The 23,409-nt window shown below is 71.4% G+C and carries 19 protein-coding genes; 12 read left to right on the top strand and 7 right to left on the bottom strand.

Annotation, left to right across the window (positions count from 1 at the left end; translation table 11 throughout):
- Positions 1 to 113 precede the first annotated feature (113 nt).
- From IEY30_RS04350 to IEY30_RS04340, 3 genes are all read left to right on the top strand, one after another.
- Complete coding sequence (locus IEY30_RS04350) at positions 114 to 1,439, top strand: ABC transporter substrate-binding protein (protein ID WP_030197241.1); 1,326 nt, start codon at positions 114 to 116, stop codon at positions 1,437 to 1,439.
- 236 nt (positions 1,440 to 1,675) lie between these two features.
- Positions 1,676 to 2,443 (top strand): carbohydrate ABC transporter permease, encoded by a 768-nt coding sequence (locus IEY30_RS04345; RefSeq protein ID WP_229674837.1) that lies wholly within the window; start codon positions 1,676 to 1,678, stop codon positions 2,441 to 2,443.
- Positions 2,444 to 3,295 (top strand): carbohydrate ABC transporter permease, encoded by an 852-nt coding sequence (locus tag IEY30_RS04340; RefSeq protein ID WP_030197232.1) that lies wholly within the window; start codon positions 2,444 to 2,446, stop codon positions 3,293 to 3,295.
- 33 nt (positions 3,296 to 3,328) lie between these two features.
- Here IEY30_RS04340 and IEY30_RS04335 read toward each other — a convergent pair whose 3' ends face one another.
- Positions 3,329 to 4,369 carry a LuxR C-terminal-related transcriptional regulator gene (locus IEY30_RS04335; protein ID WP_156035223.1) on the bottom strand — a complete coding sequence of 347 codons (1,041 nt, stop codon included), beginning with the start codon at positions 4,367 to 4,369 and terminating at the stop codon, positions 3,329 to 3,331.
- Positions 4,370 to 4,571: 202 nt separating this feature from the next.
- On the opposite strand from IEY30_RS04335, the gene IEY30_RS22100 reads away from it, so the two are divergent.
- The 6 genes from IEY30_RS22100 (at position 4,572) to IEY30_RS04310 (ending at position 8,206) form a co-directional block, all read left to right on the top strand.
- Positions 4,572 to 4,703 (top strand): hypothetical protein, encoded by a 132-nt coding sequence (locus tag IEY30_RS22100; RefSeq protein ID WP_268240964.1) that lies wholly within the window; start codon positions 4,572 to 4,574, stop codon positions 4,701 to 4,703.
- Between the two features lie 171 nt (positions 4,704 to 4,874).
- A complete protein-coding gene (locus IEY30_RS04330; RefSeq protein ID WP_221628574.1) occupies positions 4,875 to 5,141 on the top strand; it encodes a hypothetical protein in 267 nt (88 codons plus the stop codon).
- Between the two features lie 115 nt (positions 5,142 to 5,256).
- A complete protein-coding gene (locus IEY30_RS04325; RefSeq protein ID WP_081920448.1) occupies positions 5,257 to 5,979 on the top strand; it encodes an ABC transporter ATP-binding protein in 723 nt (240 codons plus the stop codon).
- Positions 5,976 to 7,493, top strand: a complete 1,518-nt coding sequence (locus IEY30_RS04320) for a hypothetical protein (RefSeq protein WP_030197220.1) — start codon at positions 5,976 to 5,978, stop codon at positions 7,491 to 7,493. Before IEY30_RS04325 ends, IEY30_RS04320 begins: the two co-directional genes overlap by 4 nt.
- The gene (locus tag IEY30_RS04315; RefSeq protein ID WP_162180999.1) at positions 7,477 to 7,710 is read left to right on the top strand and encodes a hypothetical protein; all 234 of its coding nucleotides are present in this window, start codon (positions 7,477 to 7,479) and stop codon (positions 7,708 to 7,710) included. The genes IEY30_RS04320 and IEY30_RS04315 overlap by 17 nt, the downstream gene beginning before the upstream one ends.
- Before the next feature lie 37 nt (positions 7,711 to 7,747).
- Positions 7,748 to 8,206: a hypothetical protein gene (locus IEY30_RS04310; protein ID WP_156035221.1), complete on the top strand. Its 459-nt coding sequence runs from the start codon at positions 7,748 to 7,750 to the stop codon at positions 8,204 to 8,206.
- A gap of 88 nt (positions 8,207 to 8,294) precedes the next feature.
- On the opposite strand, the gene IEY30_RS04305 is transcribed toward IEY30_RS04310, so the two are convergent.
- Both IEY30_RS04305 and IEY30_RS04300 read right to left on the bottom strand, forming a co-directional pair.
- Positions 8,295 to 8,627: a cupin domain-containing protein gene (locus tag IEY30_RS04305; RefSeq protein ID WP_030197216.1), complete on the bottom strand. Its 333-nt coding sequence runs from the start codon at positions 8,625 to 8,627 to the stop codon at positions 8,295 to 8,297.
- 66 nt (positions 8,628 to 8,693) lie between these two features.
- A complete protein-coding gene (locus IEY30_RS04300; RefSeq protein WP_030197215.1) occupies positions 8,694 to 9,059 on the bottom strand; it encodes a hypothetical protein in 366 nt (121 codons plus the stop codon).
- A gap of 79 nt (positions 9,060 to 9,138) precedes the next feature.
- Here IEY30_RS04300 and IEY30_RS04295 point away from each other — a divergent pair, with 79 nt between their 5' ends.
- On the top strand, positions 9,139 to 9,666 hold the full coding sequence (locus tag IEY30_RS04295) for a DUF3995 domain-containing protein (RefSeq protein WP_081920447.1): 528 nt from the start codon (positions 9,139 to 9,141) through the stop codon (positions 9,664 to 9,666).
- A 21-nt stretch (positions 9,667 to 9,687) separates the two neighbouring features.
- Here the strand turns inward: IEY30_RS04295 and IEY30_RS04290 are convergent, their stop codons facing one another.
- The gene (locus IEY30_RS04290) at positions 9,688 to 10,830 is read right to left on the bottom strand and encodes a carbohydrate kinase family protein (protein WP_052358482.1); all 1,143 of its coding nucleotides are present in this window, start codon (positions 10,828 to 10,830) and stop codon (positions 9,688 to 9,690) included.
- Positions 10,831 to 11,031: 201 nt separating this feature from the next.
- Between IEY30_RS04290 and IEY30_RS04285 the strand changes: the two genes are divergently transcribed.
- Positions 11,032 to 12,402 (top strand): 6-phospho-beta-glucosidase, encoded by a 1,371-nt coding sequence (locus tag IEY30_RS04285; protein ID WP_030197209.1) that lies wholly within the window; start codon positions 11,032 to 11,034, stop codon positions 12,400 to 12,402.
- Between the two features lie 10 nt (positions 12,403 to 12,412).
- Here IEY30_RS04285 and IEY30_RS04280 read toward each other — a convergent pair whose 3' ends face one another.
- The 3 genes from IEY30_RS04280 to IEY30_RS04270 all read right to left on the bottom strand — a co-directional run bounded on the left by IEY30_RS04280 (position 12,413) and on the right by IEY30_RS04270 (position 17,473).
- Entirely contained in the window at positions 12,413 to 15,595 is a 3,183-nt protein-coding gene (locus tag IEY30_RS04280; RefSeq protein ID WP_030197205.1) for a discoidin domain-containing protein, read from the bottom strand.
- A 109-nt stretch (positions 15,596 to 15,704) separates the two neighbouring features.
- The gene (locus IEY30_RS04275; RefSeq protein WP_030197202.1) at positions 15,705 to 16,799 is read right to left on the bottom strand and encodes a sensor histidine kinase; all 1,095 of its coding nucleotides are present in this window, start codon (positions 16,797 to 16,799) and stop codon (positions 15,705 to 15,707) included.
- A 2-nt stretch (positions 16,800 to 16,801) separates the two neighbouring features.
- Positions 16,802 to 17,473 carry a response regulator transcription factor gene (locus IEY30_RS04270; protein WP_030197199.1) on the bottom strand — a complete coding sequence of 224 codons (672 nt, stop codon included), beginning with the start codon at positions 17,471 to 17,473 and terminating at the stop codon, positions 16,802 to 16,804.
- Positions 17,474 to 17,794: 321 nt separating this feature from the next.
- Between IEY30_RS04270 and IEY30_RS04265 the strand changes: the two genes are divergently transcribed.
- Complete coding sequence (locus IEY30_RS04265; protein ID WP_229674885.1) at positions 17,795 to 23,269, top strand: IPT/TIG domain-containing protein; 5,475 nt, start codon at positions 17,795 to 17,797, stop codon at positions 23,267 to 23,269.
- The last annotated feature ends 140 nt before the right edge of the window (positions 23,270 to 23,409 follow it).

Here is a 23,409-nt window from a genome sequence, read left to right as displayed (position 1 = left end):
CCCGGAGGTTGCGGGCATACGATCGCAGGGTGGGCGAGGTCGAGCAGACTGGCCGGACGCCCGCCGTCGTCAACGGTGCCCGCACCCCGGGCAGGAAGGACGCAGGGGAACCTATGTCTGACAAGCAGATCGGCCGCGAGATCGGCCAGGCCCTGGGGGCCAACCTCACCCGGCGCTCGCTCTTCGCGCTCGGCGGGGCGGCGGCGGTCACGGGCGCGCTCGCCGCCTGCGGCAGCAACACCGGGCGCGAGCCGGCAGCGACCGGCGGCGGTGCCAGCGGCGGCAGCGGGGTCACGCTCAACCAGTGGTACCACCAGTACGGCGAGGCCGGCACGCAGCAGGCCGTCGAGAAGTACGCCGCCGCCTACAAGGACGCCACCGTCAAGGTCAGCTGGAAGCCCGGCGACTACGACCAGTCCACGGCCGCCTCGCTGCTCACCGACGCCGGCCCCGACGTCTTCGAGTACGGCAACGGCCCGACCATCGACATGATCAAGGGCGGCCAGGTCGTCGACCTCACCGACCTCATCGGCGACACGAAGTCCGACTTCAACCCGAGCATCCTCGAGCGGATGACCTACCAGGGCAAGACGTATGCCGTGCCGCAGGTCGTCGACATGCAGCTGCTCGTCTACCGCAAGTCGATGCTCGACAAGGCCGGCATCCAGCCGCCGCAGACCATCGACGAGCTCATCGCCGCGGCGAAGAAGCTGACCCAGGGCAACGTCAAGGGCCTCTTCCTCGGCAACGACGGCGGCGCCGGCCTCATGGGCGGCCCGATGCTGTGGTCGGCCGGGCTCGACTACCTCACCAAGGACAACCAGTTCGGCTTCGACGACCCGCGCGCGGCGACCGCCCTCGGCAAGCTGCGCGAGATGTGGGACGCCAAGGTGCTGCTCCTCGGCGCCCCCAAGGACTGGTTCGACGCGTCCGCGCTCACCTCCGGGCTGACGGCGATGCAGTTCACCGGCCTGTGGACCTTCCCCGACATCAAGAAGGGCCTCGGCGACGACTTCGGCGTGCTGCCCTGGCCGGCCCTCGACAGCAGCGGCAAGGCCTCGGTGCCCGTCGGTGCCTACGGCTCGTGCGTCAGCGCCAAGAGCAAGGACGTCGAGGCGGCCAAGAAGTTCGTCAAGTGGCTCTGGATCGACCAGACCCAGGACCAGCTCGACTTCGCGACCTCCTACGGCTTCCACATCCCCTCGCGCACGAGCCTCATCAGCCAGGCCTCCACGCTCAAGAGCGGGCAGGCCGCCGACGCGGCCAAGCTCGCGACCGACGTCGGCCACGCGCAGAGCCCGATCCTGTGGACTCCCAAGTGCGCCACGGCTTTCGGTGACGCGATGAACCGCATCGTCAAGGAGGGCGCCGACCCCGCCGGCGAGATCGCCAAGGTCAAGGCCGTGGCCGATCCCGAGCTGAAGCGGGTCCTCGCCTGACAGCGCAGGCCGACCCGGCGGCATACGACCACGCCGCGCAGCGGACGGCGACCGACCGGACGACGCCGCCTCCCACGGACGGGAGGCCGTCGCTCGGTCGGCGCCTGCGCGGGCGCCAGGACCGCAACCTGTGGTTCTGGGTCTTCGTCGGGCCGTTCGTCATCGGGCTCATCGTCTTCGTCTACATCCCGATCGCCTGGTCGATCTACCTGTCGTTCTTCGAGTCCTACAACACGGTGACGCCGACGAAGTTCGTCGGAGTCGGCAACTACCTCGACATGCTGAGCGACCCGGCGTTCCGCAGCAGCCTCGTCACGTTCCTCGCCTTCGCCGTCTTCATCGTGCCGACGACGTTCGTCATCTCGCTCGGCGCAGCGCTGCTCGTCGCGCGCACCCGGGTCATGCAGAGCTTCTTCCGGTCGGTCTTCTTCCTCCCGACCGCCTGCTCCTACGTCGTGGCGTCGCTCATCTGGAAGATGTCGATCTTCAGCGGCATCCGCTCGGGCCTGGCCAACGGGGTGCTCGGCTGGTTCGGCGTCGACTCGATCCCGTGGCTGAGCCTCGCCGACCCGCCGTGGTACTGGCTCGTCATCGTCACGGCGCGCCTGTGGCTGCAGGTCGGCTTCTACATGATCCTGTTCCTCGCCGGCATCCAGCGGATCAGCCCGACGCTCTACGAGGCGGCCGCGATCGACGGCGCCGAGGGGTGGAAGGTCTTCCGCCACATCACCCTGCCGCAGCTGCGCGCGACGTCGACGGCGGTGCTGCTGCTCCTGCTCATCAACGCGTTCCAGGCGTTCGACGAGTTCTACAACATCCTGTCGACGTTCGGCACCTACCCGCCCTACGCGCGCCCGCCGCTCGTCTACCTCTACTACACGGCGCTCGGGTCGGGTCAGGACTTCGGCCACGGGTCCGCCGGCGCCGTCATCCTCACCCTCATCATCGCGATCGTCGCGGTGGTGCAGGGCCGCATCCTCCGACTCGGCGACAGGGGCGAGTAGATGGCCATCGTGCGCAGCAAGCGCCAGTCCCGCGTCACGGGGTGGGCCCGCTACAGCGCCCTCGTCGTGGCGGCGCTCCTCTTCCTCATCCCCTTCTACCTGCTCATCCGCAGCGCGTTCATGCGCGAGCAGGACCTCGGCTCACCGGACTTCCACTGGCTGCCGCCGGTCTGGGAGACCTCCAACCTCACCGGCCTCTTCGACAACCCGGCGATCCCGATGGCGCGCAGCCTGCTCAACTCGGGTCTCATCGCCGTCACCCAGACGGTCGGGGTGCTCGTCATCTCGGGCCTCGCCGGCTACGGCCTCGCGCGCATCCCCTACCGCTGGTCCAACGCCGTCTTCTATACGATCACCGCCACGTTGCTCATCCCCGCGGCCGTGACGTTCGTGCCGAGCTTCGTGCTCGTCTCGACCCTCGGCTGGATCTCGACGCTGCGCGGCCTCATCATCCCGGGCCTCTTCCAAGCGCTCGCGACGTTCCTCTTCCGGCAGTTCTTCCTCGGCTTCCCCAAGGAGATCGAGGAGGCAGCCTTCATCGACGGCCTCGGCTACTGGGGCACGTTCTGGAAGATCGTCGTGCCGAACTCGATGGGCTTCGTCGCGGCCATCGGCACGATCACCTTCATCGGCTCGTGGAACGCCTTCCTCTGGCCGCTCGTCATCGGCCGCGACCAGGAGTCGTGGACGGTGCAGATCGCGCTGTCGACCTTCCTCACGGCGCAGTCGGTGCAGGTCAGCCAGCTGTTCATGGCCGCGCTCGTCGCGATCGTGCCGCTGCTGCTGATGTTCCTCTTCCTCCAGCGCTGGATCGTCGAGGGGGTCGAGCGCACCGGCATCGCCGGCGACTGAGCCCACCGAGGGCGTATGCCGTGTGGCCGCGTCTCAGACGAGGCCGCGGTCCCGGCAGCGCAGGCCCAGCTCGAAGCGGCTGGCGGCGTTCATGGTGTCCATGAGGCCGGCGATGATGCGGCGGACCGACCGCACCGAGACCCCGGTGCGGCGGCTGATCGCCTCGTCCTTGTTGCCCCGGGCCAGCAGCCGGACGACGGCTGTCTCGAGCTCGGTGAGCGGCTGTTCCTGCGCGCCCGCCGTCGGCGCCGTGCCGGCCGGTCGCGCGGAGTCCCACAGCAGGTCGAAGAGGGCCGTCATGGCGTGGACGGCGCCCGGGCTGCGCAGCACCAGCGCTCCGGATCCGGGCTGGCCCGGGTCGAGCGCGACGGCCGCGACCGTGCCGTCGAAGACCATGAGCCGGACCGGTGTGATGCCGGCCAGGCGGACGTGGGCGCCGTGCTCCGAGAGCCAGCGCAGGTGCTCCTGCAGGGCGCGTGACTGGCGCGGATGGCCCTCCTGGTAGATCGCCCGCACCCGCACGCCGCGGGCGAGCAGCCCGGCGTCACCGACCCGGGCCTGCTCGAGGGCCTGGGGCGTCGGTGCCGCGGCGACGACGGAGTCGACGGACTCGGTGCAGTCGCGGAGGAGCTCGCCCACCCGCACGACGGCGGCATCGCGCCCGGAGACGACCTCGGACTCGGAGTCCTGCGCGCGGTCCGCCCGCAGCTGGGCGTAGCGCTCGCTCAAGGAGTTGGTGAGCAGCCGCAGCCGCTGCACGTACTGGCTCTGCTCGAGCAGCCCCTGCTCGGCGTCGCCCGCGAGGCGCCCCAGGCCGACGACGGGCGAGACGGCGACGATGCGGTCGGCGTCCTGCTGGGACGGCCGCACGAGGCCGTGCGCCCGCAGTCGCTCGAGCAGCGGCGGGACCTCGTCGACCGCGCAGTCGCCGAGTGCGCCGGCGAGCGTCTCGGGCGTCCAGTCGGGCGTGAACGCGAGGTGCTCGTACGCGGCCAGCTCCAACGGTGACACCAGCGAGGTCGGGGCGAGCCCGGTCTCGCCGGTTGCGTCGATGCCCCACACCCTGTCGTCCACGAGTCCCCCTGCGCCTGGCCGTCACACGAGGGACGGGGCCTCGCGGGCCCTCGTCCCCGCCCTCACCCTAGGCGTCACGGGTCCGACGGGGCTAGTTCATGCCATGGCACCAAATGCCTCCTGTCGCCGCGGCGGCGCTCTGCGAGGGTGACGGTGCGCCCGGGGTCCCGGGTGCGCAACCGGTCAAGGGGAAGGCTCCACCATGCGCAAGATCGTTCTCACCGTCGCCGTCGTCGTCGGCATCTCGCTCCCGTCCGCCGCGGAGCGCGCGGAGGGCTCGGAGGGCATCGCGACGGCGCGGGCCGCCGTTCCGTGCATCGACTGCTGGCGCTGAGCTGGCAGGTAGGGGCCGCGGCACGAAAGGGACAGGCGCAGGGGCCGACTCCCCATTGTCCGACCGCGGCCCCTGCTGGTTCGGTCGGTCATGTCGCACCACGCAGCACCGCGACACGGTCCCGGACTCCCGGTGGCCGGCCACAGAACAGCAGTGGAAGGAAGTGCACCCATGTCCCTGACCCACGTCAACGACACGCTCTCGACCCGCACCTACGAGTCGTCGGCCCGTGCCATGACCGCGGCCCGCGCCAAGTTCGACGACGCGCTCGTGCGGTACGACGCGTGGTTCCTCGTGTTCGTCGCGGTCATCCTGGCGCTCGGCGCCGTCCTCATCACCGGCATGGCGATCTGGTGCGTCGTCAAGCAGGGCAAGCGCTTCACCGGCCGCTGGTCGTTCCGCAACTTCGGACTCAGCGTCTACTTCGAGTGCGTGTGACGTCGGAGATCGGCCAACGATCTCCGACGTCCTAGAACCTGTGGCCGGCCCGACCGCAGCAACGGTGCAGGGTCGGCCGCAGGTTCGCTCGGAGGGCGAGGAAGGAACCACACGCATGACCATCCTAGACGTGGCAGGCCTGTCGTACTCCTACGACGGCGTGACGCCCGTGCTCGACGACGTGAGCCTCCAGGTCGAGGCGGGCACGATCGTCGGCCTCATCGGGCCCAACGGGTCCGGCAAGTCCACCCTCATCAAGAACGTCCTCGACCTGCTCCGCAGCCAGTCGGGGACGGTCACCCTGGGGGGCCACCCGCATACGAGCACTGCCGCCCGGGCCGAGGCGGCCTACCTCGCGAGCAACGACTACCTGCCCCAGTTCCTCACGGGCCGCGAGTACGTCCAGACGCTCGCGAAGCTCTACGGCGTGCGCGTCGACGACGACGCGGCGCGGGCCCTCTTCGCCCGGTTCTCGATGGAGGGGCGCTACGACGACCTCATCGAGGACTACTCGCACGGCATGCGCAAGAAGACCCAGCTCGTCTCGGCGCTCGTGCTCCGGCGCTCCCTCACCGTCATCGACGAGACCCTCAACGGGATCGACGTCGAGGCCCTGCACCTCGCCGAGCGTGAGCTCCGGGCGCTGCGCGCCGAGGGCCGTGCCATCCTGCTGTGCACCCACGACTTCACCCTCCTCGAGCGCCTGGCCGACCGCATCGTCTTCCTCGACCTCGGTGAGGTCGTCGCGGCGGGGCCCACGGCCGACCTCGTGGCGGAGCACGGCTCCCTCGCCGACCTCGTCTTCGACCGGCTCGACTCGGACTCGAGGGCGTCGTGAGGCTCGGCCACTCGTTCGTGCTGGCCGGCATGCTGCTGCGCTTCTTCAGCCGGAAGGTGCTGCGGCTCGGGGTGCTCCGCTCGGCCACGGTGCGTGTGCTGGCCCTCGTGACCCTCGGCGTGCTGCTGCTCGCGGGCGTCGCCGGAGGGTATGCGTTCTTCCGCCCGATGGTCGCCGACGAGAACCAGTGGGGCCTGCTCTTCGACCTGTCGACGGTCTCGGTGGTGCTCTGGGCGCAGATGGCGTTCCTGCTCGTCAAGGTGCTCTTCCTCAACGCGGATGCCCTGCTCGACCTCAGCTTCCACCTGCCACTGACGAACCGGGAACGCACCCTGGCCTTCCTCGTCTACGAGGCCGTCATGGCCTCGGTCGTCGCGGCGGCCGGCTTCGTCTCGCTCATCGGTGCCGCCTTGCTGCTCCAGGGACCGGCCGTGGTGCCCCGGCTGCTCGAGTCCGTCGTGCTGCCGATGATGCTGACGTATGCCGTCATGACCGTCGCGTACCTCGCGCTCGGCCGGCTCGCGCTGGCTCTCGGGCTGCGCCGCATCCGCAACGTCCTGCTGATCCTGGCCGTCTTCGCCCTGCTTCTCACCTATGCCGGTCAGCTCTCGCACCTCACGGCAGTCGTGTCGGACAACTACCTCGCGGGCCGGGACTCCTTCGTCTGGGTGACCGCACTCTCGTGGCTGTCCGGCGAGATCGGCTCGCCGCTGGCCCTGCTCTGTGCCGTTGCCGCGCTGCTCGTGCTGGTGGCCCTGGCCGTCGTGCTGACCCCGAACGAGCACGTGCGCCACTCGCGGTTCGTCAACGTCCCCACCGGGAGTCGGCTGCGCGCGGTCCTCGACCCCTATGACCTGTGCCTCGTGCGGAGCACCCAGACCTGGCTCGGCGTGGCCGTGGCGGCCGCGCTCTACGCGGCGCTGGCCCTCTCGGGTCTGGCTAACCCGGTGTGGGCCCTGTCCCTGCTCTCGATCGGCGGGCTCTACCAGTTCGCGGCGACGGGACCGCTCCGCGCGCTCGTCGCCTCGCGGTCCTCGGCGTGGGTCGTCTACGGGAGGCTCGTCCGCGGACCCGTCGGCCTCGTGGTCGCGGGCGGGGTGCCGGCGACGGGACTGCTCTGGCTGATCGATCCCGAGCAGCTGTCGGGCGTGCCTCTGGCGCTGGTGGGTTCGGCTGCCGGTGCCGTCGTCGCGATCGGCATCGGGGTCATCTTCCCGGCCGAGAACGACAACCCCTTCTCGGTCTTCGTCGGCCTCTCGGTCACGGCCGCAGTGATGGCGCTGGTCGGTGTCTCCCTCGGCATCCTGCAGGCCCCACCGGCAGTCCTCGGCGTCGTCGCCGTCGCCAGCCTGGCCCTCCTGTCCTGGTACAGCGTTCAAGGCATTCGCATCGATGAGTCGAGGAGACGTCATGAAGAAGTCCCTGTTGGTCGTCAACACGGTGGTCGGCGCCGCCCTGCTGACCTTGGTGAGCGCCGCGGCCACGCTGCTCTCACTCATGCTGTCGACCGGTGAGGAGTCGGTGCGCCGCCTCGGGCTCTTCGGCTCGGTCTTCTTCGAGACCAAGGAGGTCCGGCCGGGCGTGACCGGGGCCGAGATGGGTCTCGCGAACCCCGTTCCGCTGGTGTTCGTCTTCCTCGGCTTCGCGGTGCTCATGGTGCTGGTCCAGCTCGCGTTCGCCGCGCTCAAGCAGTACCGCGCCGAGCTGATCGCGGAGCGGTCCCATAGCTGAGGCACGCCTCCATGCGCGGCACGAGCTGTCGTGGTGGGTGGTCCCCCGGGCGGTGGTCGGTCAGGTGTGGCCGCTGCTCGCCTTCCTCGGCGTTCTCGTGGCCGCCTCCCTGACCTATGCCGTGCGGTCCGGCGACGGGGTGCCGCTCGAGCTGTCGTGGGGGCTGTTCCTGCTCGCGGGTCCCGGCGTGGTGGGCTCTTTCGTGCTGCACGAGGGCGCCCACGTCGTCGCGCTGCGCGGGGCGCCGGGGGTGACGCACATCGCCGTCGAGCGCACGCTGCTCCGGGTATCCGTCGTGCCGGTCGGCGAGATGACGCCGAGCCGTGCAGCTGCAGTGGCCTTGGCGGGCCCGGGGGCGTGCGTCCTCGTCGGCGTGGCGCTCTGGGCCCTGGGCGTGCCGGCGGCGTGGTGCTGGTGCTACCTCGCGCACGGCGCCATGCTGCTGCCGTTCTTCGGCGACGGCAGGACGCTCGTCCGCAGCCTCGCACGGCCATGACGCCGGCGCGGTGGATTGCCGGCGCCTGGTGGCGGAGATCCACCGCACTCCCGTCCTCGGAGCAGAGGACGTATGCCGTGTGGCCCGGTCAGGGCAGCTTGGCGACGGTCAGCAGGATGGCTGAGTCCTCGAGCGCCTCGAGCGAGTGGCGCGCCTGCGGCATGACGAGCAGGTCCCCCGGGGCGCCCTCCCACGAGAGCTCGCCCGCGCTGATCCGCACGCGCCCGTGCATCACCTGGACCGTGGCCTCGCCCGGGTTCTCGTGCTCGGCGAGGACCTGTCCGGCTGCGAGCGCGACGACCGTCTGGCGCAGCACGTGCTCGTGGCCGCCGTAGACGGTGTCGGCACTGCGACCGTTCGAGGCGTGGGTGGCGTGCTCGAGCAGCTCGCGGGCGAGCGCGGTCAACGACGACTTCTCCATGCCTCCACCATGGCACTCGCGCGAGCGGCGGGACAGACTTCTGGCGCCGTGGACCCGGCTCCGCGCTCAGCGCACGCGACGCAGGTGGTCGGGTGCCGGCATACGACGAACCTCCACGCTCCAGAAGCGCACGACGAGAGGGTAGTCGGGCGCGAGCACGACCCGGTGCTCGAAGCCGCCCTCCCCGGTGGGCACGACCTCGGCGCGCGCGACCTCCGCGGCGGCAGCGACGGCCCGGTCGAGGTCACGGCGGTTGGTGTGGAGCACGACCGCGCCGACATAGGTCACGGTCGCGAGCTCGTGGCCCCGGTCGGGGTCCCCGGTGAGCAGCGTCCACGTGAAGGAGTCGCCGGCGATCGACCAGTCCTGCACCTGGGCGGCCCGCAGGTCGAGGGCGACGAGGTCACGGACGTCCTCCGGCAGCTCGGTCATGCCCCTATCGTGCCCGCCCGCCCCGGACGACACCGCCGCCGACCCCCTCCCTCGGACGCGCGTCGTCTAGCGTCGAGGTGTGGACATTCCCGACACGACCGGTGAGCGGCTCCTCCTTGCGGCGGCGGGAGTGGCCTTCCTGCACGCGGTGCCCAGCCTCTACTGGGCTGTCGGCGGCACGCTCGGCATGGACTCGCTGGGCACGTGGGCGCCGGCATGGCGGGCCGAGAGCCCCGTTCTCGTCGGCGTGCTGCTGGTCGGCATCTTCGCCGTCAAGCTGGCCGGCGGCATCGTGCCGCTGCTCGCCACTCGAGGACGCCTGCCACGAGCTCGCCTCTGGCGAGGCCTGAGCTGGGTCGGGGCCACGGTCCTCGTGCTCTACGGCGCGGCAAACGTCGTCGTCGGGAGCCTGGCCCTGCTGGGCGTCGTGCAGGGCCCTGCGGATGCCGCCTCCCGGACGGCGCTGACCGGGCACGTCCTGCTGTGGGATCCCCTGTTCCTGGTGTGGGGGCTGCTGCTGGGCGTCGGGCTCGCCCTCACGCGACAGCCCTCCGGGGTTGTCTCCGCTCCCCGCGACGTCAGGGAGGTCAGCAGGCGCCAGGCCTGAGAACCCGTGCCGCGGCCGGGGTCAGTCGAGGTCCTGCACGTCGGCGCGCCTGGCGATGGTCGCGGTCGCGCGGCGGCAGGCGAGGACGGGCACGCGCGGCACGATGTCGTCGAGGAAGCCGAACCGGCGCCGGAGCGAGCGGTGGTAGGCGTCCGCGCTGCGGTCCGAGACGAGCGCCGTCCACCAGTCGGCGAGGTCGCCCCAGCCGGGAGCGGCGAGCGAGCCGCCGTACTGCTGCAGCGCGAGCCCGGCGCAGAGGCTGGCGAAGGTCATCCGCTGCTCCAGCGGCCACTCCGCGAGGGTGCCGACGAGCAGGGCCGCGCCGAAGACGTCGCCGGCCCCGGTCGGGTCGACCTCCTGGACGCGCAGCGACGGGACGCGCGCCTCCTCGCCGGTGCGGGCGTCGATGCCGAGCGCGCCGTCGGCGCCGTTGGTGACGATGGCGACGGGCACGCGGTCGGCAAGCGCGTAGACGGCCTCGACGGGCGAGCCGGTGCCGGTGTAGGCCATGGCCTCGACGGCGTTGGGCATGAAGACGTCGCACCGGTCGAGCCGCTCGAGCACGTGCGGCGACCACTGCTCCTTGGGGTCCCAGCCGACGTCGGCGAAGACGAGCGCGCCGGCGTCACGGGCCCGGTCGACCCACGTCGGCCCGGTCGCGCCCCAGACCTCGTCCTCACCCAGGTCCACCATGACCGCGCGCGAGCGCGGCGGAGTCCCGATGAGCTCGGCTGCCGGCACGGGCGAGGGGTGGCCGTGCGAGACCATGCTGCGGTCGCGGTCGACCGACATCGAGACCGTGACCGGGCTGTGCCAGTCGGCGAACCGGCGGCTGCGGGCGAGGTCGATGCCCTCCTGCTCCTCGAGCGTGCGCCAGCAGAAGTCGCCGTAGTCGTCGTCGCTGAACGCCGCCGCGAGACCCGTGCGCAGCCCGAGTCGGCGGGTCGCGACGGCGAGGTTGGCGATGCCGCCCGGGCACGACGCGAGCCCCTCGGCCCACACCTCGGTGCCCGGCTTGGGCGCGCTCGGCAGCCCCGCGAAGATCATGTCGAGGAAGACGGTGCCCCAGACGAAGACGTCGAGCGATGGCTCGTCGGCGCCGCGGAGCGACGCGAGCGGGTCGAACGAATGGTGGTGGTGGGGCACGAACCCATGATCGCGCATCGTCGCGCGCGACTCACCGGGATTCCCGAGCAGGTATGCCGTGTGCCCCCACCCGGCGAGTGCTCAGTTCCGGACGTGCGTTCGTGGGCACTCGACGTGTGGGTGGGGTCGAGTGCTCAGTTCTCGACGTGGGTCGGTGGGCACTCGAGTGTCGCGTGGTCTCGTCGTCACGCCTTGGTACGGTCCGAGGGTGGTGGTGCCATGAAGCTGGTCATCCTCGGCGGGGGCGGGTTCCGCGTGCCGCTCGTCCACGGTGCGCTGCTGCGCGACACGGCCGACCGCCGCGTCACCGAGGTCGTGCTGCACGACACGGACCTCGCGCGCCTCGACGTCATGCGCCGCGTCCTCGCCGCGCAGGCCGCCCAGGCGGCCGACGGCCCCGGTCTCCCGGCTGCGCCACCGACGGTCACGGCCACGACCGACCTCGACGCGGCGCTCGCCGGCGCCGACTTCGTCTTCTCCGCCATGCGGGTCGGCGGTCTCGAGGGTCGCACCGCCGACGAGCGGATCGCCCTCGACCTCGGGCTGCTCGGCCAGGAGACGACCGGGCCCGGTGGTGTCGGCTACGGCCTGCGCACCGTCCCGGTCGCGCTCGACGTCGCCACACGCATACGCGAGCTGGCGCCCGACGCGTGGGTCATCAACTTCACCAACCCGGCCGGTCTCGTGACGCAGGCGATGCAGTCGGTGCTCGGCGACCGCGTCGTCGGCATCTGCGACTCGCCCCTCGGGCTCGCCAAGCGGGCCGCCGGGGCTCTCGGCCACGACCTCGACGACCTCGAGATCGACTACGCCGGCCTCAACCACCTCGGCTGGCTCACGGCCCTGCGGCGCGACGGGCGCGACCTGCTGCCGGACCTGCTCGCCGACGAGACGGCGCTCGCGGCGATCGAGGAGGGGCACCTCTTCGGCCCCGACTGGCTGCGCACGCTCGGGTCGCTGCCCAACGAGTACCTCTACTACTACTACTTCACGCGCGACGCGATCGGGCAGATCACGGCGGCGCCGCAGACGCGGGGCGAGTACCTCCTCGACCAGCAGGCCGCCTTCTACGCCGGGGTTGCCGGCGCGCCCGACGAGGCCTGGCAGCGCTGGGACGCCGTGCGCCGCGAGCGCAACGCGACCTACATGCAGGAGACCCGTGAGACCGACGACGGCGAGGCGCACGAGCGCGCCGAGGCCGACGTCGAGGGCGGCGGCTACGAGGGGGTCGCACTCGCGCTCATGGCGGCCATCGCCCGCGACGAGCCGGCCCGCCTCATCCTCAACGTCCGCGGCGGCGGAGCGGTCGCCGGCCTGCCGGACGACGCCGTCGTCGAGGTCCCGTGCCGGGTCGACGCCCGCGGGCCCGTGCCAGTGGCCGTCAGCCCCCTGCCCGGGCACGCGCTGGGGCTCGTGCAGCAGGTCAAGGCCGTCGACGAGCTCGTCATCCGCGCGGCCGCCGAGCAGTCGAGATCCCTTGCGGTGGAAGCGTTTGCGCTCCACCCGCTCGTCGACTCCGTCACCGTGGCACGGCAGCTCGTGACGGCCTACGAGCGCCGCCTGCCCGACTTCTACGCCTCGCTGGGCTAGTCCAGCCGTCTCATCCGGCCGTCACCCGAAGAGACACCACGGTGACCTTCCGGTCCGAACTGCCTGGTGAGTCGACCGACAGGCCGACGTAGCGGGCGTTCGTGCCGAGCGCGACGGAGCCGAGCTGGGTGCCCGGACCGACGCGGCCGGCGCGACGGAAGTCGATGCCGTCGTCCGACACCTCGACAGTCCCGAATCCGGGAGCGGTGCCCCAGTCGACGACCGCGTTGCCGAGAGCATGCGCCTTGCCGAGGTCGACGACCATGCGACCCGACCCCGTCACCTCCCACGCCGTCGAGTCCTTCCCATCGACGGCCGCAGCCGGCGAGGTCATCGTCGGCGGCAACGGCGAGGTCGGGAACGTCTGGCAGGCGAGGGCGAGATCATCCAGCGGGAAGGGCTTCCCGGTTCCGCGAACTGTCGTCGTCCGCCCGGACGACACCGTTGCGCGCCGGCGCCGGCCGTCAGCAAAGGCGACGTCGACCTGACCGTCGATGCCGCTGAGGCGCAGGGTGGCCGCATCGTCCACCGTGACGACGAGCTCCGCCGGTGGCCGACCGCCCCCGACGGCGGAGATGGTGGCCCGTGCTGCAAGCACGGCGCCGTCCGCCGTTTCGAGTCGCGTCTGGAGGATGCTGCCCCTCTCGGTCAGCCGCTGCGTGCCCTGGTAGCAGGGCACCGCGCCGTCGACCGCCATCGCGACCTCGCTCTCCACTGCGGCGCCAGTCAGGTTGAAGATGCTGAGCAGACCGCCGGCGAGAGAGGCAGTGACGCCCGGCGCACTGGGCCGGGGGGCTGCGGCCTCGGCATCGTCCGCGAGGCGGGCGAGGTCGGCGGACCGCACCTGCGGAAGGCCTTCGACGACCATGCCGGCGCTCCCGGCCGCGGGGCCGGCAGACAGGGTCACGATGCTGTCACCGACCTCGATCGGGTTCGTCCCGCCGCGCACGAGGAAACCGACGCGGTCGTCGATGCCGAGCCATCGCGAGCTGCGAAGCACTCGGGGATAGGACGCGCGCGTCGTCCACGTGACGCCGTCGTCGGAGGTCTGCACGACGTAGGCACGACCGGCGGCGGCCTCCCAGTCGATCGTCACCTGACCCACAGCGGTCGGGGTGCCGAGGTCGACCACGAGCCAGCTGTCGGTGCGGGATCGGTCGCCGCGCGAGACCGCCCATCGCGTCGCCGAGCTCGCGTCGGTGGCGAGAGCAGCCCCGCGCCCCGTGTCGCTCGACGACGCCGTGGTCGGGCGCCGGGCTGCGAGGTCGGCACCGCCCGCGGCCGTGCGCACCTCGAAGGAGATGATGGAGTAGCCGTAGGTCGGGTCGGGGGTGACGCCGAGCATCCGGACATGACGCGCTGTCACCGAGCCGGACACGTCGAGGACGTCGCGGCGGGCGACCCCGCTCGGCAGGTCGCCCTGCGCATCGGCGGCCGTGGCCTCGAGAGTGCCGTCTCCGGTGACGAAGGTGCGCGTGCCGTCGAGGCCCCGCACCCCCGGCATCGTCAGGTTGTGCAGGCCGAACGTGCCTTCGCGGTCGGCGACACCCGAGCTCGTCATCACGACTTCGCCGCCCGGCAGAGTTGCCAGCGCGACCCGCCCGGCCGTGCCGAGGGTGAGCACGGTGACCGACGCGTCGTAGCCGTCGCGTGCCGCGGCATACGTGCGCACGTTCCGACCGGTCACTCCGAGGTTCGTGCGAGGGAGGTACATCGGTGAGCTGCCACCGAGGTTGAAGAACCAGTCGTCGTGGTCGGGCTGCCACGCGAGCTTGACGAAGCCCGGCTTGCTGATCGCGCCTGCCCACGCCCGCCGGCTCTGGTGGGAGACGATGCCGGGACCCTCGCCCAGGTCGACCGCACCGGCGCCCGCGGCATACAGCTCCTCGGAGGTCAGGGGCACAGGCACGTCGCCATGAGCGGCGCGCCACTCGTGGAGCAGGAAGCTGATCGCGACCTCGGCGCGCGCCTCGGGCTCGTACTTCGGCTCGCCGGAGAACTTGGTCAGGCGGTATTCCGGCGGGTAGGCGAGGTAGGGCAGCAGCCGCTCCGCGAGGTCGGTCTCGGCACGGGCAGCGGCCCGGTCACCGGCCACCTGCGCGAGGAAGGCGATCGGGATGACGTCGCGGCCGTAGAGGTGCTCGCGGTCGTCGACGAGCGGCATGAGTGGCTCGCCCGCGTCGCTCATGACGCCGAGAAGGCGGTTCCACAGCGGCTCGCCGTTGGGCTGGCGGGTCAGCACCTCGGGCAGCGGCCGGCCGGCGACGATGAAGTGGGCGGAGTTGCGCCCCGAGGTGCGCCAGAGCTCGGACTGGTAGTGCGGGCCGAACGACCCGTGGTTCTCGACGACAAACGTGTCGTAGACATTGTGGGAGGTGTTGGTCAGCACCGGGACGCCGTCCACGAGGGCCGGGTTGGCCGCGTCGGCCTGCGGGAGGCCGGCCTCGTTGCGGCTCCAGCGGCCGTAGGTGGCCATCCAGCTCTCCCAGCGGGGGTCGTCGGACCCCCACGCCAGGCCCGGGGCGAGGGACTGGGTGTAGACACCCATCTCCTCGAGCTTGGTGTCACCGACCCAGCCGCCCTTGAGGCCGTTGGGGCTCCACGATCCGGAGGCGGGGTCGTCGGAGGTGCCGAGGGACGTCGTGTAGGCCGCCTGCTCGACGGCGATGGCCTGCATGCGGGCGCGCGTCCGTGGGTCGAGCTCGTCCCACAGCAGGCGTGCGGCGAGCTGGACGTAGAGCTGGAAGGTGCTGTCCCAGAAGAGGGTCCGGCCCCATTCGGTGCCGCCGGCGTTGCGGTTGGTGCCGGCGAAGTGCGTGATCGTGGCCAGGGTGCGCTGCCGGAGGGTGGCCTCGTCGATGCCGGCCTCGTCGGCGTCGTAGTGGCCCCGGGTCAGCAACAGTGCGTGGCCGAGGACGACGGCGAAGTTGAAGTCCGCCTTGCGGTAGGTGCCCGCGGACGCGTCCCACTGCGTCTCCGTCCAGCGCGTGTGTCGCAGCAGTGCCCGGTGGTAGGTCTGTGCCACCTCGTCGCCATCGAGCCAGCCGGAGGGCGGCGAGAGCAGTGCTGTCTCGCCGGTCGCCAGGCCCAGCGCCGAGGCCGGGGATGCCTGTGCGACGGGGAGGCAGGTCGCGACGCCTCCCGCTCCGAGGAGCCCGAGGAACCGACGGCGAGAGGTGACGGTCGTTGTCATGGCGTGATCCTTCGGCCGCCCACGACCGGCAGTCAACGGTCTGTCGGCCGGCTGTCCGATCGGGACAAGCCCATCGGACACGGCCGGCACGGGCGCCGGAGCGGATCGGTCAGGCAGTTCCGGCCGGTGCCGTGGTCTGGACCGGCCGGAGCATCGGCGCCACCGGGACCTGAGGCACGAGCGGCAGGATCATCGCGACGTCGGCGCCACCCCACGGGGACACGCCCAGCTGCACCCAGCCGCCGCGCCGGGTGGCGACGTCCCGCACGAGCGAGAGGCCGAGACCGGTCTGCGAGAGGTCGTCGCGCACCCCGTCGAGGATCTCGCCGGGCCCGTGGTCGTGGACGAGGCCGTGCCCGGCGGCCGTGCGCAGCATCTCCGTGGAGAACCCGCGTCCCGAGTCGGCGACCCCGAGCGCGATGGCGTCGCGCATCGGACGGGCGTAGAGCAGCACCGTGTCGTCGTCGCGCTCGGTGTAGCGCAGGGCGTTCTCGACGAGGGTGTCGAGGCAGGCTCGCAGCCGCTCGCCCGAGCACGTCAGGGTGATCCCCGACGACTCGACGGTCCACGCCCGCTGCGCCACCATCGACCAGCGCTGGGCGGTCTGCCGCAGCACCGCGTCGACGTCGATGTCCGTGATCTCGAGGTCGGCCCCGACGCGCATGCTGCGCACGAGCCGCTCGCACACCCGGGTGAGGCGCACGAGCTCCTCGTCGACGACCTGCAGGTCCGCCAGGTCCTCGCCCGCCGGGGTGCGGTCCATGAGCATCTCGATGTAGCCGCGCGAGATCATGAGCGGCGAGCGCATCTCGTGCGAGGTCCGCAGCGTGAGCAGCTCGCGCATCGTCGACTCGGCGCGCTCCCTCGCCGCGTTCTCGGTGAGGTCCGACAGCGCCTGCTGGCGCCGGCGCACGTGCCAGATCATGAGCGCCATGAGCAGGAGCATGAGCGGGATCTCGGTCGTCTCCTGCCAGTCGAGGACGCCGCTCGCGACGCGGGTCACGAGGATCCCGCCCGTCACGACCGTGTAGAGACCGAGGCCGATCCACGTGGCCCGCGGGCTCCACTGCTCGAGGCCGAAGCAGAGCGCGAAGGCGGCCCACCCCACGTGGTAGGGCACGGTCTCGCTGCCCGGCAGGGCGAGCATGGCGGCCGCGCACAGCGTCGCGACCACGGTCCAGACGACCACCATCCGCTGGCGCATCGTCAGGCGTCCTCGTAGAGGCCGTAGCCGACGCCGCGCAGCGTCTCGATCGGGATGTCCTGGCCGAGCTTGGAGCGCAGCCGCCCGATGCAGACCTCGACGACGTTGCTGCCCGGGTCGAAGTCGAGGTGCCACACGTCGTGGAGCAGCTCCTCCTTGCGGCACACCTCCCCGCAGCGGCGCATGAGGTGCGCGAGCAGGCTGAACTCCCGCTCGGTGAGCGAGGCGCTGACCGACCCGAACGTCGCCCGTCGCCGCCCGACGTCGAGGCGTATGCCGCCCACGTCGAGGAAGCGGTCGTCCGCGGGTGCGCGCGCCGCGCCGACGTTGCGCCGGACGCGCGCGAGCAGCTCGGTCAGGCTGAACGGCTTGGCCACGACGTCGACGGCGCCGCGGTCGAGCGCCTCGACCCGGGTCCCGACGTCGGTGACGCCGGACAGCACGATGACCGGCGTCGACCTCTTGCGCGCGTTGACCGCGTCGAGCACTGCCAGGCCCCCGAGGCCCGGCATGACGAGATCCAGGACGATGAGATCGACGTCCCTCGACTCCAGCCGCTCGATGGCAGCGCTCGCCGTCCCCGCGGTCACCACCGAGTGACCTTGCGACGCGAGCGACTTCGCCAGCAGTGTGCGGACGCGCTCCTCGTCGTCTACGACCATGACAGTAGCCATGCCAGACCCCCATCCCCGAGATGCCAGATCAGTATGGATCTCGGCTCACAGGCCCGGCACCGAGAACCGTCAGAAGCACTGCAGATTGGGGTTCCGGAGTCGTACCTATCGACGCAATCCGGGCGCCAACATGACAGGAACATGACAGCGGCCTCTCGGGGTGGTGACCCGTCCCTGACCCGACGGCCACCGGATCGATGACAGTTGCCTGAGCCCTCCTCCGATCTCGACGGAGTGCCCTGACCGCGCGTGCGACCTTCGCGGGACGACGACCTCGCACCGAGGCCGTCACAGAGCATCACGTGGGGGTTTGCCGTGGACATGCCGAAGCTGCGCAGGCGTTGCGTCCCGATCGTTGCCACTCTGACCGCGCTCGCCCTCGCCGGAGTGGCGCAGGTGGGTGGGCCGCTGGCGGCGGCTGCGGCCGCGCCGAGACCGGCCGCCGCACCCGCTGCTCCTGCTGCGGCGGCGCCCGCGGCCACCCGCGCTGCGGCGCCCGCCGCAGCCACGCCGACGGGTGGTCCCTGCCCGTCGACGACCGCGGCGGGCAAGGGCTGCATCTCGCTCACGGTCACGAGCGCTCGTGACGTCGGCCCGGCGGACGCACCGCACAAGGGCGACGCCGTCACGGCATACAGCTGGATGATCAACGAGGACAGCACGGGCGACCCGGGGACGGCCGCCGCGCCGCTCCTCGACCGCTGCCTCCCGTCCCGGGCACCGGGTGGGAGCACCAAGCCCGCCAGCCCGGCTGCCGGCGACCCCACCGAGCCGTATGCCGACAGCTGCCCTTGGCCGTCCGTGCGGCCGACGTCGGGGCACTCGAAGATCGTGGCCCAGGGTGACGAGAGCGACCTCGGCACGAAGGTCCTCGAGGGTCTCGCGCCCGGCAAGTACCTCATCTCCGTGACCGCGGACGGCTACAAGATCGACGGCGCGCACTTCATCGTGACGGCCGGCCAGAAGGGCCTCGTCAGCGTCGGCATGCAGCCGCTGCCCCTCCCGCTCGCGACGATCAAGATCCAGGTCTTCAACGACAACGTCCCCGCCGACGGCACCTACGAGGCCGACGCCGAGCGGGGTCTCGCCGGCTTCACCGGCAACCTCTCCGACGTGCTCGGCCCGGTCTCGACCGACTACTACGGCAACGCTCTGTGCACCGTCTACAAGCACGGGACCAACGGGCGCATGCTCTTCGGCGCTGACGGCAAGCCCGTCGTCGACACGACCCGCTCCACCGGCAAGTGCACGAGCGACGCCCAAGGCGTCATCACGATCCCCAACCTCGGCCCGAACCGCTACGGCGCCACGGTCTCCCCGCCGGCCGGCTCGTCCGGCTGGGTGCAGACGACGACGCTCGAGGGCGGGCACGACCACGACATCTGGGTGCGGGAGGGCGACACCGGCCTCGACACCGAGTTCCTCAAGGGCGCCGAGCCCGTCCCCTCGACCCAGTTCGGGTTCGTCAGGGTCCGGGCGCTGCCCGCCTCCTCCGCGACCGGTGAGGTCAAGGGCGTCGTCATCGCCGGACTGCCCTACATCGGTGGGCAGAACGGGCAGGTCGTGCCCGAGACCGGCTGGGCCGGTGCGAAGTCGGCCGGCCCGATCGCCTCGCCGTGGGTGGCCCTGTCCGACCTGAACCGTGGAGACGCCGCTGTCTACGTCGGACGTGGCGCGGCCAACGGCTCCTTCGACATCAAGAACGTCCCCGACGGCACCTACCAGCTGACCCTCTGGGACGACGACCAGGACTACATCCTCTGGAGCTTCAACGTCGAGGTGTCCGGTGGCGACCTCGTCGACGTCGGCAACAAGATGCTCGTCGGCTGGTTCACCCACGTGCGCGGCACCGTCTTCGTCGACGACAACGGCAACGGCCGCCGCGACCCCGGCGAGGCTCCGGTCCCCGGCTTCACCCTGACCGTGCGCGAGCGCGACAACACGCTCATGGACCAGTACACGAACCTCGTCAACACGAGCGACCAGGGCGTCTACGACATCAAGGAGGGCTACCCCCTCAGCAAGTGGCTCGTCCTCGAGGCGTTCAACACCCGCTACCGGACGACCGGCGTGACCTACCAGGCCGACAACGAGGACTCGCCGACGACGATCCTCGGCGCTCTCGTCGACCTCGACTTCCTGCCCGTCATCGGCCTGTCCGGCCGGGTCGACTGGGGCGTCGAGCCCTACGGCACCAACGAGAACGGTGGCATCGCCGCGACGGTGTCCTACGACACGACCCGCAACGAGCTCGACCCCGCCGACGCCGTCAGCGAGGACTACCAGCCCGGCATCCCCGACGTGAACGTCCACGTCTACGAGCCGGTGACCTGCACCGCGACCACCGCCGAGGAGAAGGCGAACACCTGCCGGCAGGGCAAGCAGATCGTGCCGCTGTCGGTGCCCAACCCGGCCCACGAGACGGACCCGACCGCCCCGGCGACCATCGCCAACCCCGACCCGGAGCGCGGCGCGCTCGTCAAGGGCTCGGAGCTCCAGCCGAAGTACACGACCGAGGAGTGGGCCGCCCCGCGCGGCTGCACCGCCCGGCAGTGGGACGGCACCGAGCTGACCGACCAGCTCGCCCTGCCCGAGTCCGGCTCCGCCGCGAACAACCTCTGCGTCGAGGCCCCGATGATGGGCTTCCAGGCAGGCGCGTCCGACACCAGCACGCCCGGTGCGGCGGGCCAGACGGTCAACGGCAACTACGGCTTCGGCGACCTCGCGGCCGGCGACTACATCGTGGCCGTCGAGGTGCCCAAGGACCCGGTCGACGGCAAGCCGATGTACCAGGTGACCAAGGAGGAGGACGTCAACGTCTTCGACGGTGACACCTACCTCTCCCAGGAGAACTTCCCGCCGAGCTCGACGGAGGCCGCCTCCGACGGACCGGGCACCGGCAACGACCCGCTGCCGCCGACCCAGCCCCCGTCGCAGGGAGCCGGCATCATCTCCGGCTGCGCGGGTGCGCTCCACAAGGTCGACGTCACCAACCCGGCCTTCCTCGCCGGGGGCGGCAGCCCCTTCCAGGGCCAGGACCGTCCGCTCTGCGACGCGAAGCTCATCACCGTGCGCAGCGGCCAGACCGTGGCACCCAACTTCAACCTCTTCACGCCCGTCCCGCTCCCGACGCACTTCTGGGGCCTGACGATCAACGACCTCGGCCTGTCCCTCGACAAGCGGAGCGCCAACTACGGCGAGGCCCAGGGCCTGCCCAACGTCCCCGTCGGCCTCTACGACTGGAGCGGACGCCTCGTCGACACCACGCACACCGACTTCAACGGCTTCTACGAGGCCCTCGAGCCCTCGACCGGGACGTACAACTGCCCGGTGCCTGCCGGTCCGTGCCCGAACATGTACCGCTTCACCGGCAACGACCCCGGCGCGCCGGGTGACCCGAACCCGGACTACGACCCGGCCTACCGGACCATCAGCACCAACTTCCAGGGCTGGCCCGGGCTCTACACCGTGACCGACACGGCGCCCACCCAGGCCGCCGCGACGGTGCTTGCCCCCGGGACCACGGCGTCGAACCCGGCACGCTGCAACCTCGGCACGACCGACCCGCAGCTGCTCTCCGTCGACCACCCCTACGTGCGGCCCACCGGGACCGGACGCACCGTCACCGTGACCGGCACGGGCTTCGGGTCCACCCGCGGCACCGGCTCCGTCACCCTGACCAACAGCGCGGGCACCAACGTGCCCGTCACGAGCTACGGGACATGGTCCGACACGAGCATCACCTTCACGGTCCCGGCCGCGACCTCGACCTCCCGGGGCGCCCTCAAGGTCTCGATCACCACGGCCGCCAAGCGCTCGACGTACAACGGCATCACGATCTGGAACCTCGGGTCCGCACCGGGAACCAACGCCTCGACGGCCTACAACCCGAACGTCGTCGAGGTCCGACCGGGCACGCAGTACGACACCGTTCAGAAGGCGCTCGAGGCAGCGGCACCGACCTCGGCCCGCAGGTACTGGCTCGTCGTGGTCTGGCCCGGCACGCCCACCGCGCTCAACCCGCGCGGCGAGTACAACGAGAACGTCATCGTCCACCACCGCGTCGCCATCCAGGGCGTCGGCCCCGGCGGCTTCGTCCCGCAGGCGGACGGATCGCAGAAGTGGATCGCGGGCTCGATCATCGACGGCTCCGGCTTCAGCCCGGACCTGCCCGGTGGGACGGCCTGGATCGCGCTGCTCTCGCGGCTGCGTTACAGCGGTGAGCTCGACGTGCCCGACGCCGCCACGGTGACCGTGCTCGACGACCCCGCAGCCTCGGCAGCGCGACTCGACGACACGGCATACCCCGTCGCGATCGACGGACTGCAGGTCACCGGCGGAGCCCAGTCCGACTTCCCGGGCAACGTCAACGTCCTGACCGGCGGCGTCACGACGCCCTACGGCGCCACCGGCGCGCTCGTCACCCAGGGCGGCGGGATCTACCTGCACAACAACAACCGCGGCGTCCGCATCACCGACGACCTCATCGTCGGCAACAGCGGCAGCTACGGCGGAGGCATCCGCGTCGGCACGCCCTACACGGGCGACAACCACAACTACGACGCGCTCATCGCCGACAACCAGGTGCTCAACAACGGCGGGACCAACCTCGCCGGCGGCATCGGCCTCTTCACCGGCAGCGACGGCTACACGATCAGGCACAACGCCATCTGCGGCAACTTCTCCGCGGAGTACGGCGGCGCGCTGACGGCCTTCGGCTACATGAGCAACTCCGGCGGCCACGACGGCGGCACCATCAGCGGCAACACCGTCTGGTTCAACAGCTCCTACGACGAGGGCGGCGCGATCATGCTCGCCGGCGAGCTGCCGGCCGACCCGACCGGCCTCAGCCCCGGCACGGGCGAGGCGACGATCGACTCCAACGTCATCGACGCCAACCTCGCGAGCGACGACGGCGGCGGCATCCGACTGCTCCAGGTGGCCGGCACGCACGTCACGAAGAACGACCCGCAGACGATCACGATCACCAACAACACGATCACGAACAACGTCTCGGCCCACGAGGGCGGCGGCATCGCGCTCGACGACGCCCCGTTCGTCACCATCGCCGACAACACCGTGGCGGGCAACCTGACGACGGCGACCGCGGTCACCTCGGACGGCCTCCCGGCGCCCGCGGGTCTCTCGACCGGACCCAACAGCGTCCCGCTCATGGCCCGCCTGAACAGCAGCCGCAGCTTCTCCTCCTTCTCCCTGCTGAAGGTGGACGGGCAGCAGACGTTCAGCCGGCCGGTGCTGCTCGACAACGTCTTCAACGACAACCGTGCGGGCACCTACATCGGCGGCTACGTCTACGGCATCGGCGGCACGCTGCCCGACGGCTCGGACAACTCCGTCGACCCGTGGGACATGGGCGTCGTCGGCGACCCCGGCCAGCTCCACCCCGTGGGCGGCGTCATCCAGACGACGACCGGCACGGACGGAGGGGAGTTCGTCACCGTCTCAGACACCGCCGGGTTCAAGGACCCGACGCCGGAGCTGACGGTCACCGTCCTGGCGGCCCGCACGTACCCGGCCTTCCGTGAGGCGGCCATCGTCACGGCCCTGCTGCCGCCACGACTGCGGGCGGACTACCACCTCTCGGGGACGACCGCGACGGCATACGGCAAGGGACGTGGGACCACCACGGTCACCTACGGGACGCAGACGCTGCTCGGAAGGACGACGCCGTGGACCGTCACCGTCAGGGCTCCCAGCCTCGACATCGACGGGCAGGCCAGGCCGACCGGCTCGGCCAGGCGGTTCGACTCCGGCTCCGACCAGTACGTGCCGTAGCCCACCGACCGGCCCCCGGGGCCATCCAGGCACTCCCACTGGACCCCCCGGCCCCGGGGACCCCGGTCGCCCGCCTTCCAGAACCTTCCCGACCCGCTCCACGCTCCACCCGTCCGGCGAGACCCGTCGGACCGACCTCA

The sequence above is a fragment of the Terrabacter tumescens genome, from assembly GCF_014646815.1.
Taxonomy (GTDB): Bacteria; Actinomycetota; Actinomycetes; order Actinomycetales; family Dermatophilaceae; genus Terrabacter; species Terrabacter tumescens.
Note: the sequence above shows the minus strand (reverse complement) of the source record. Positions and strands in the feature narration are given on the sequence as shown.

Bases quoted from the DNA above. Each gene is read 5' to 3' on its own strand.
- IEY30_RS04350 (WP_030197241.1), top strand. From the start codon at position 114: ATGTCTGACAAGCAGATCGGCCGCGAGATCGGCCAGGCCCTGGGGGCC.
- IEY30_RS04340 (WP_030197232.1), top strand. From the start codon at position 2,444: ATGGCCATCGTGCGCAGCAAGCGCCAGTCCCGCGTCACGGGGTGGGCC.
- IEY30_RS22100 (WP_268240964.1), top strand. From the start codon at position 4,572: ATGCGCAAGATCGTTCTCACCGTCGCCGTCGTCGTCGGCATCTCGCTC.
- IEY30_RS04330 (WP_221628574.1), top strand. From the start codon at position 4,875: ATGTCCCTGACCCACGTCAACGACACGCTCTCGACCCGCACCTACGAG.
- IEY30_RS04325 (WP_081920448.1), top strand. From the start codon at position 5,257: ATGACCATCCTAGACGTGGCAGGCCTGTCGTACTCCTACGACGGCGTG.
- IEY30_RS04315 (WP_162180999.1), top strand. From the start codon at position 7,477: ATGCTGTCGACCGGTGAGGAGTCGGTGCGCCGCCTCGGGCTCTTCGGC.
- IEY30_RS04305 (WP_030197216.1), bottom strand. From the start codon at position 8,627: ATGGAGAAGTCGTCGTTGACCGCGCTCGCCCGCGAGCTGCTCGAGCAC.
- IEY30_RS04300 (WP_030197215.1), bottom strand. From the start codon at position 9,059: ATGACCGAGCTGCCGGAGGACGTCCGTGACCTCGTCGCCCTCGACCTG.
- IEY30_RS04290 (WP_052358482.1), bottom strand. From the start codon at position 10,830: ATGCGCGATCATGGGTTCGTGCCCCACCACCACCATTCGTTCGACCCG.
- IEY30_RS04285 (WP_030197209.1), top strand. From the start codon at position 11,032: ATGAAGCTGGTCATCCTCGGCGGGGGCGGGTTCCGCGTGCCGCTCGTC.
- IEY30_RS04280 (WP_030197205.1), bottom strand. From the start codon at position 15,595: ATGACAACGACCGTCACCTCTCGCCGTCGGTTCCTCGGGCTCCTCGGA.
- IEY30_RS04275 (WP_030197202.1), bottom strand. From the start codon at position 16,799: ATGCGCCAGCGGATGGTGGTCGTCTGGACCGTGGTCGCGACGCTGTGC.
- IEY30_RS04270 (WP_030197199.1), bottom strand. From the start codon at position 17,473: ATGGCTACTGTCATGGTCGTAGACGACGAGGAGCGCGTCCGCACACTG.
- IEY30_RS04265 (WP_229674885.1), top strand. From the start codon at position 17,795: ATGCCGAAGCTGCGCAGGCGTTGCGTCCCGATCGTTGCCACTCTGACC.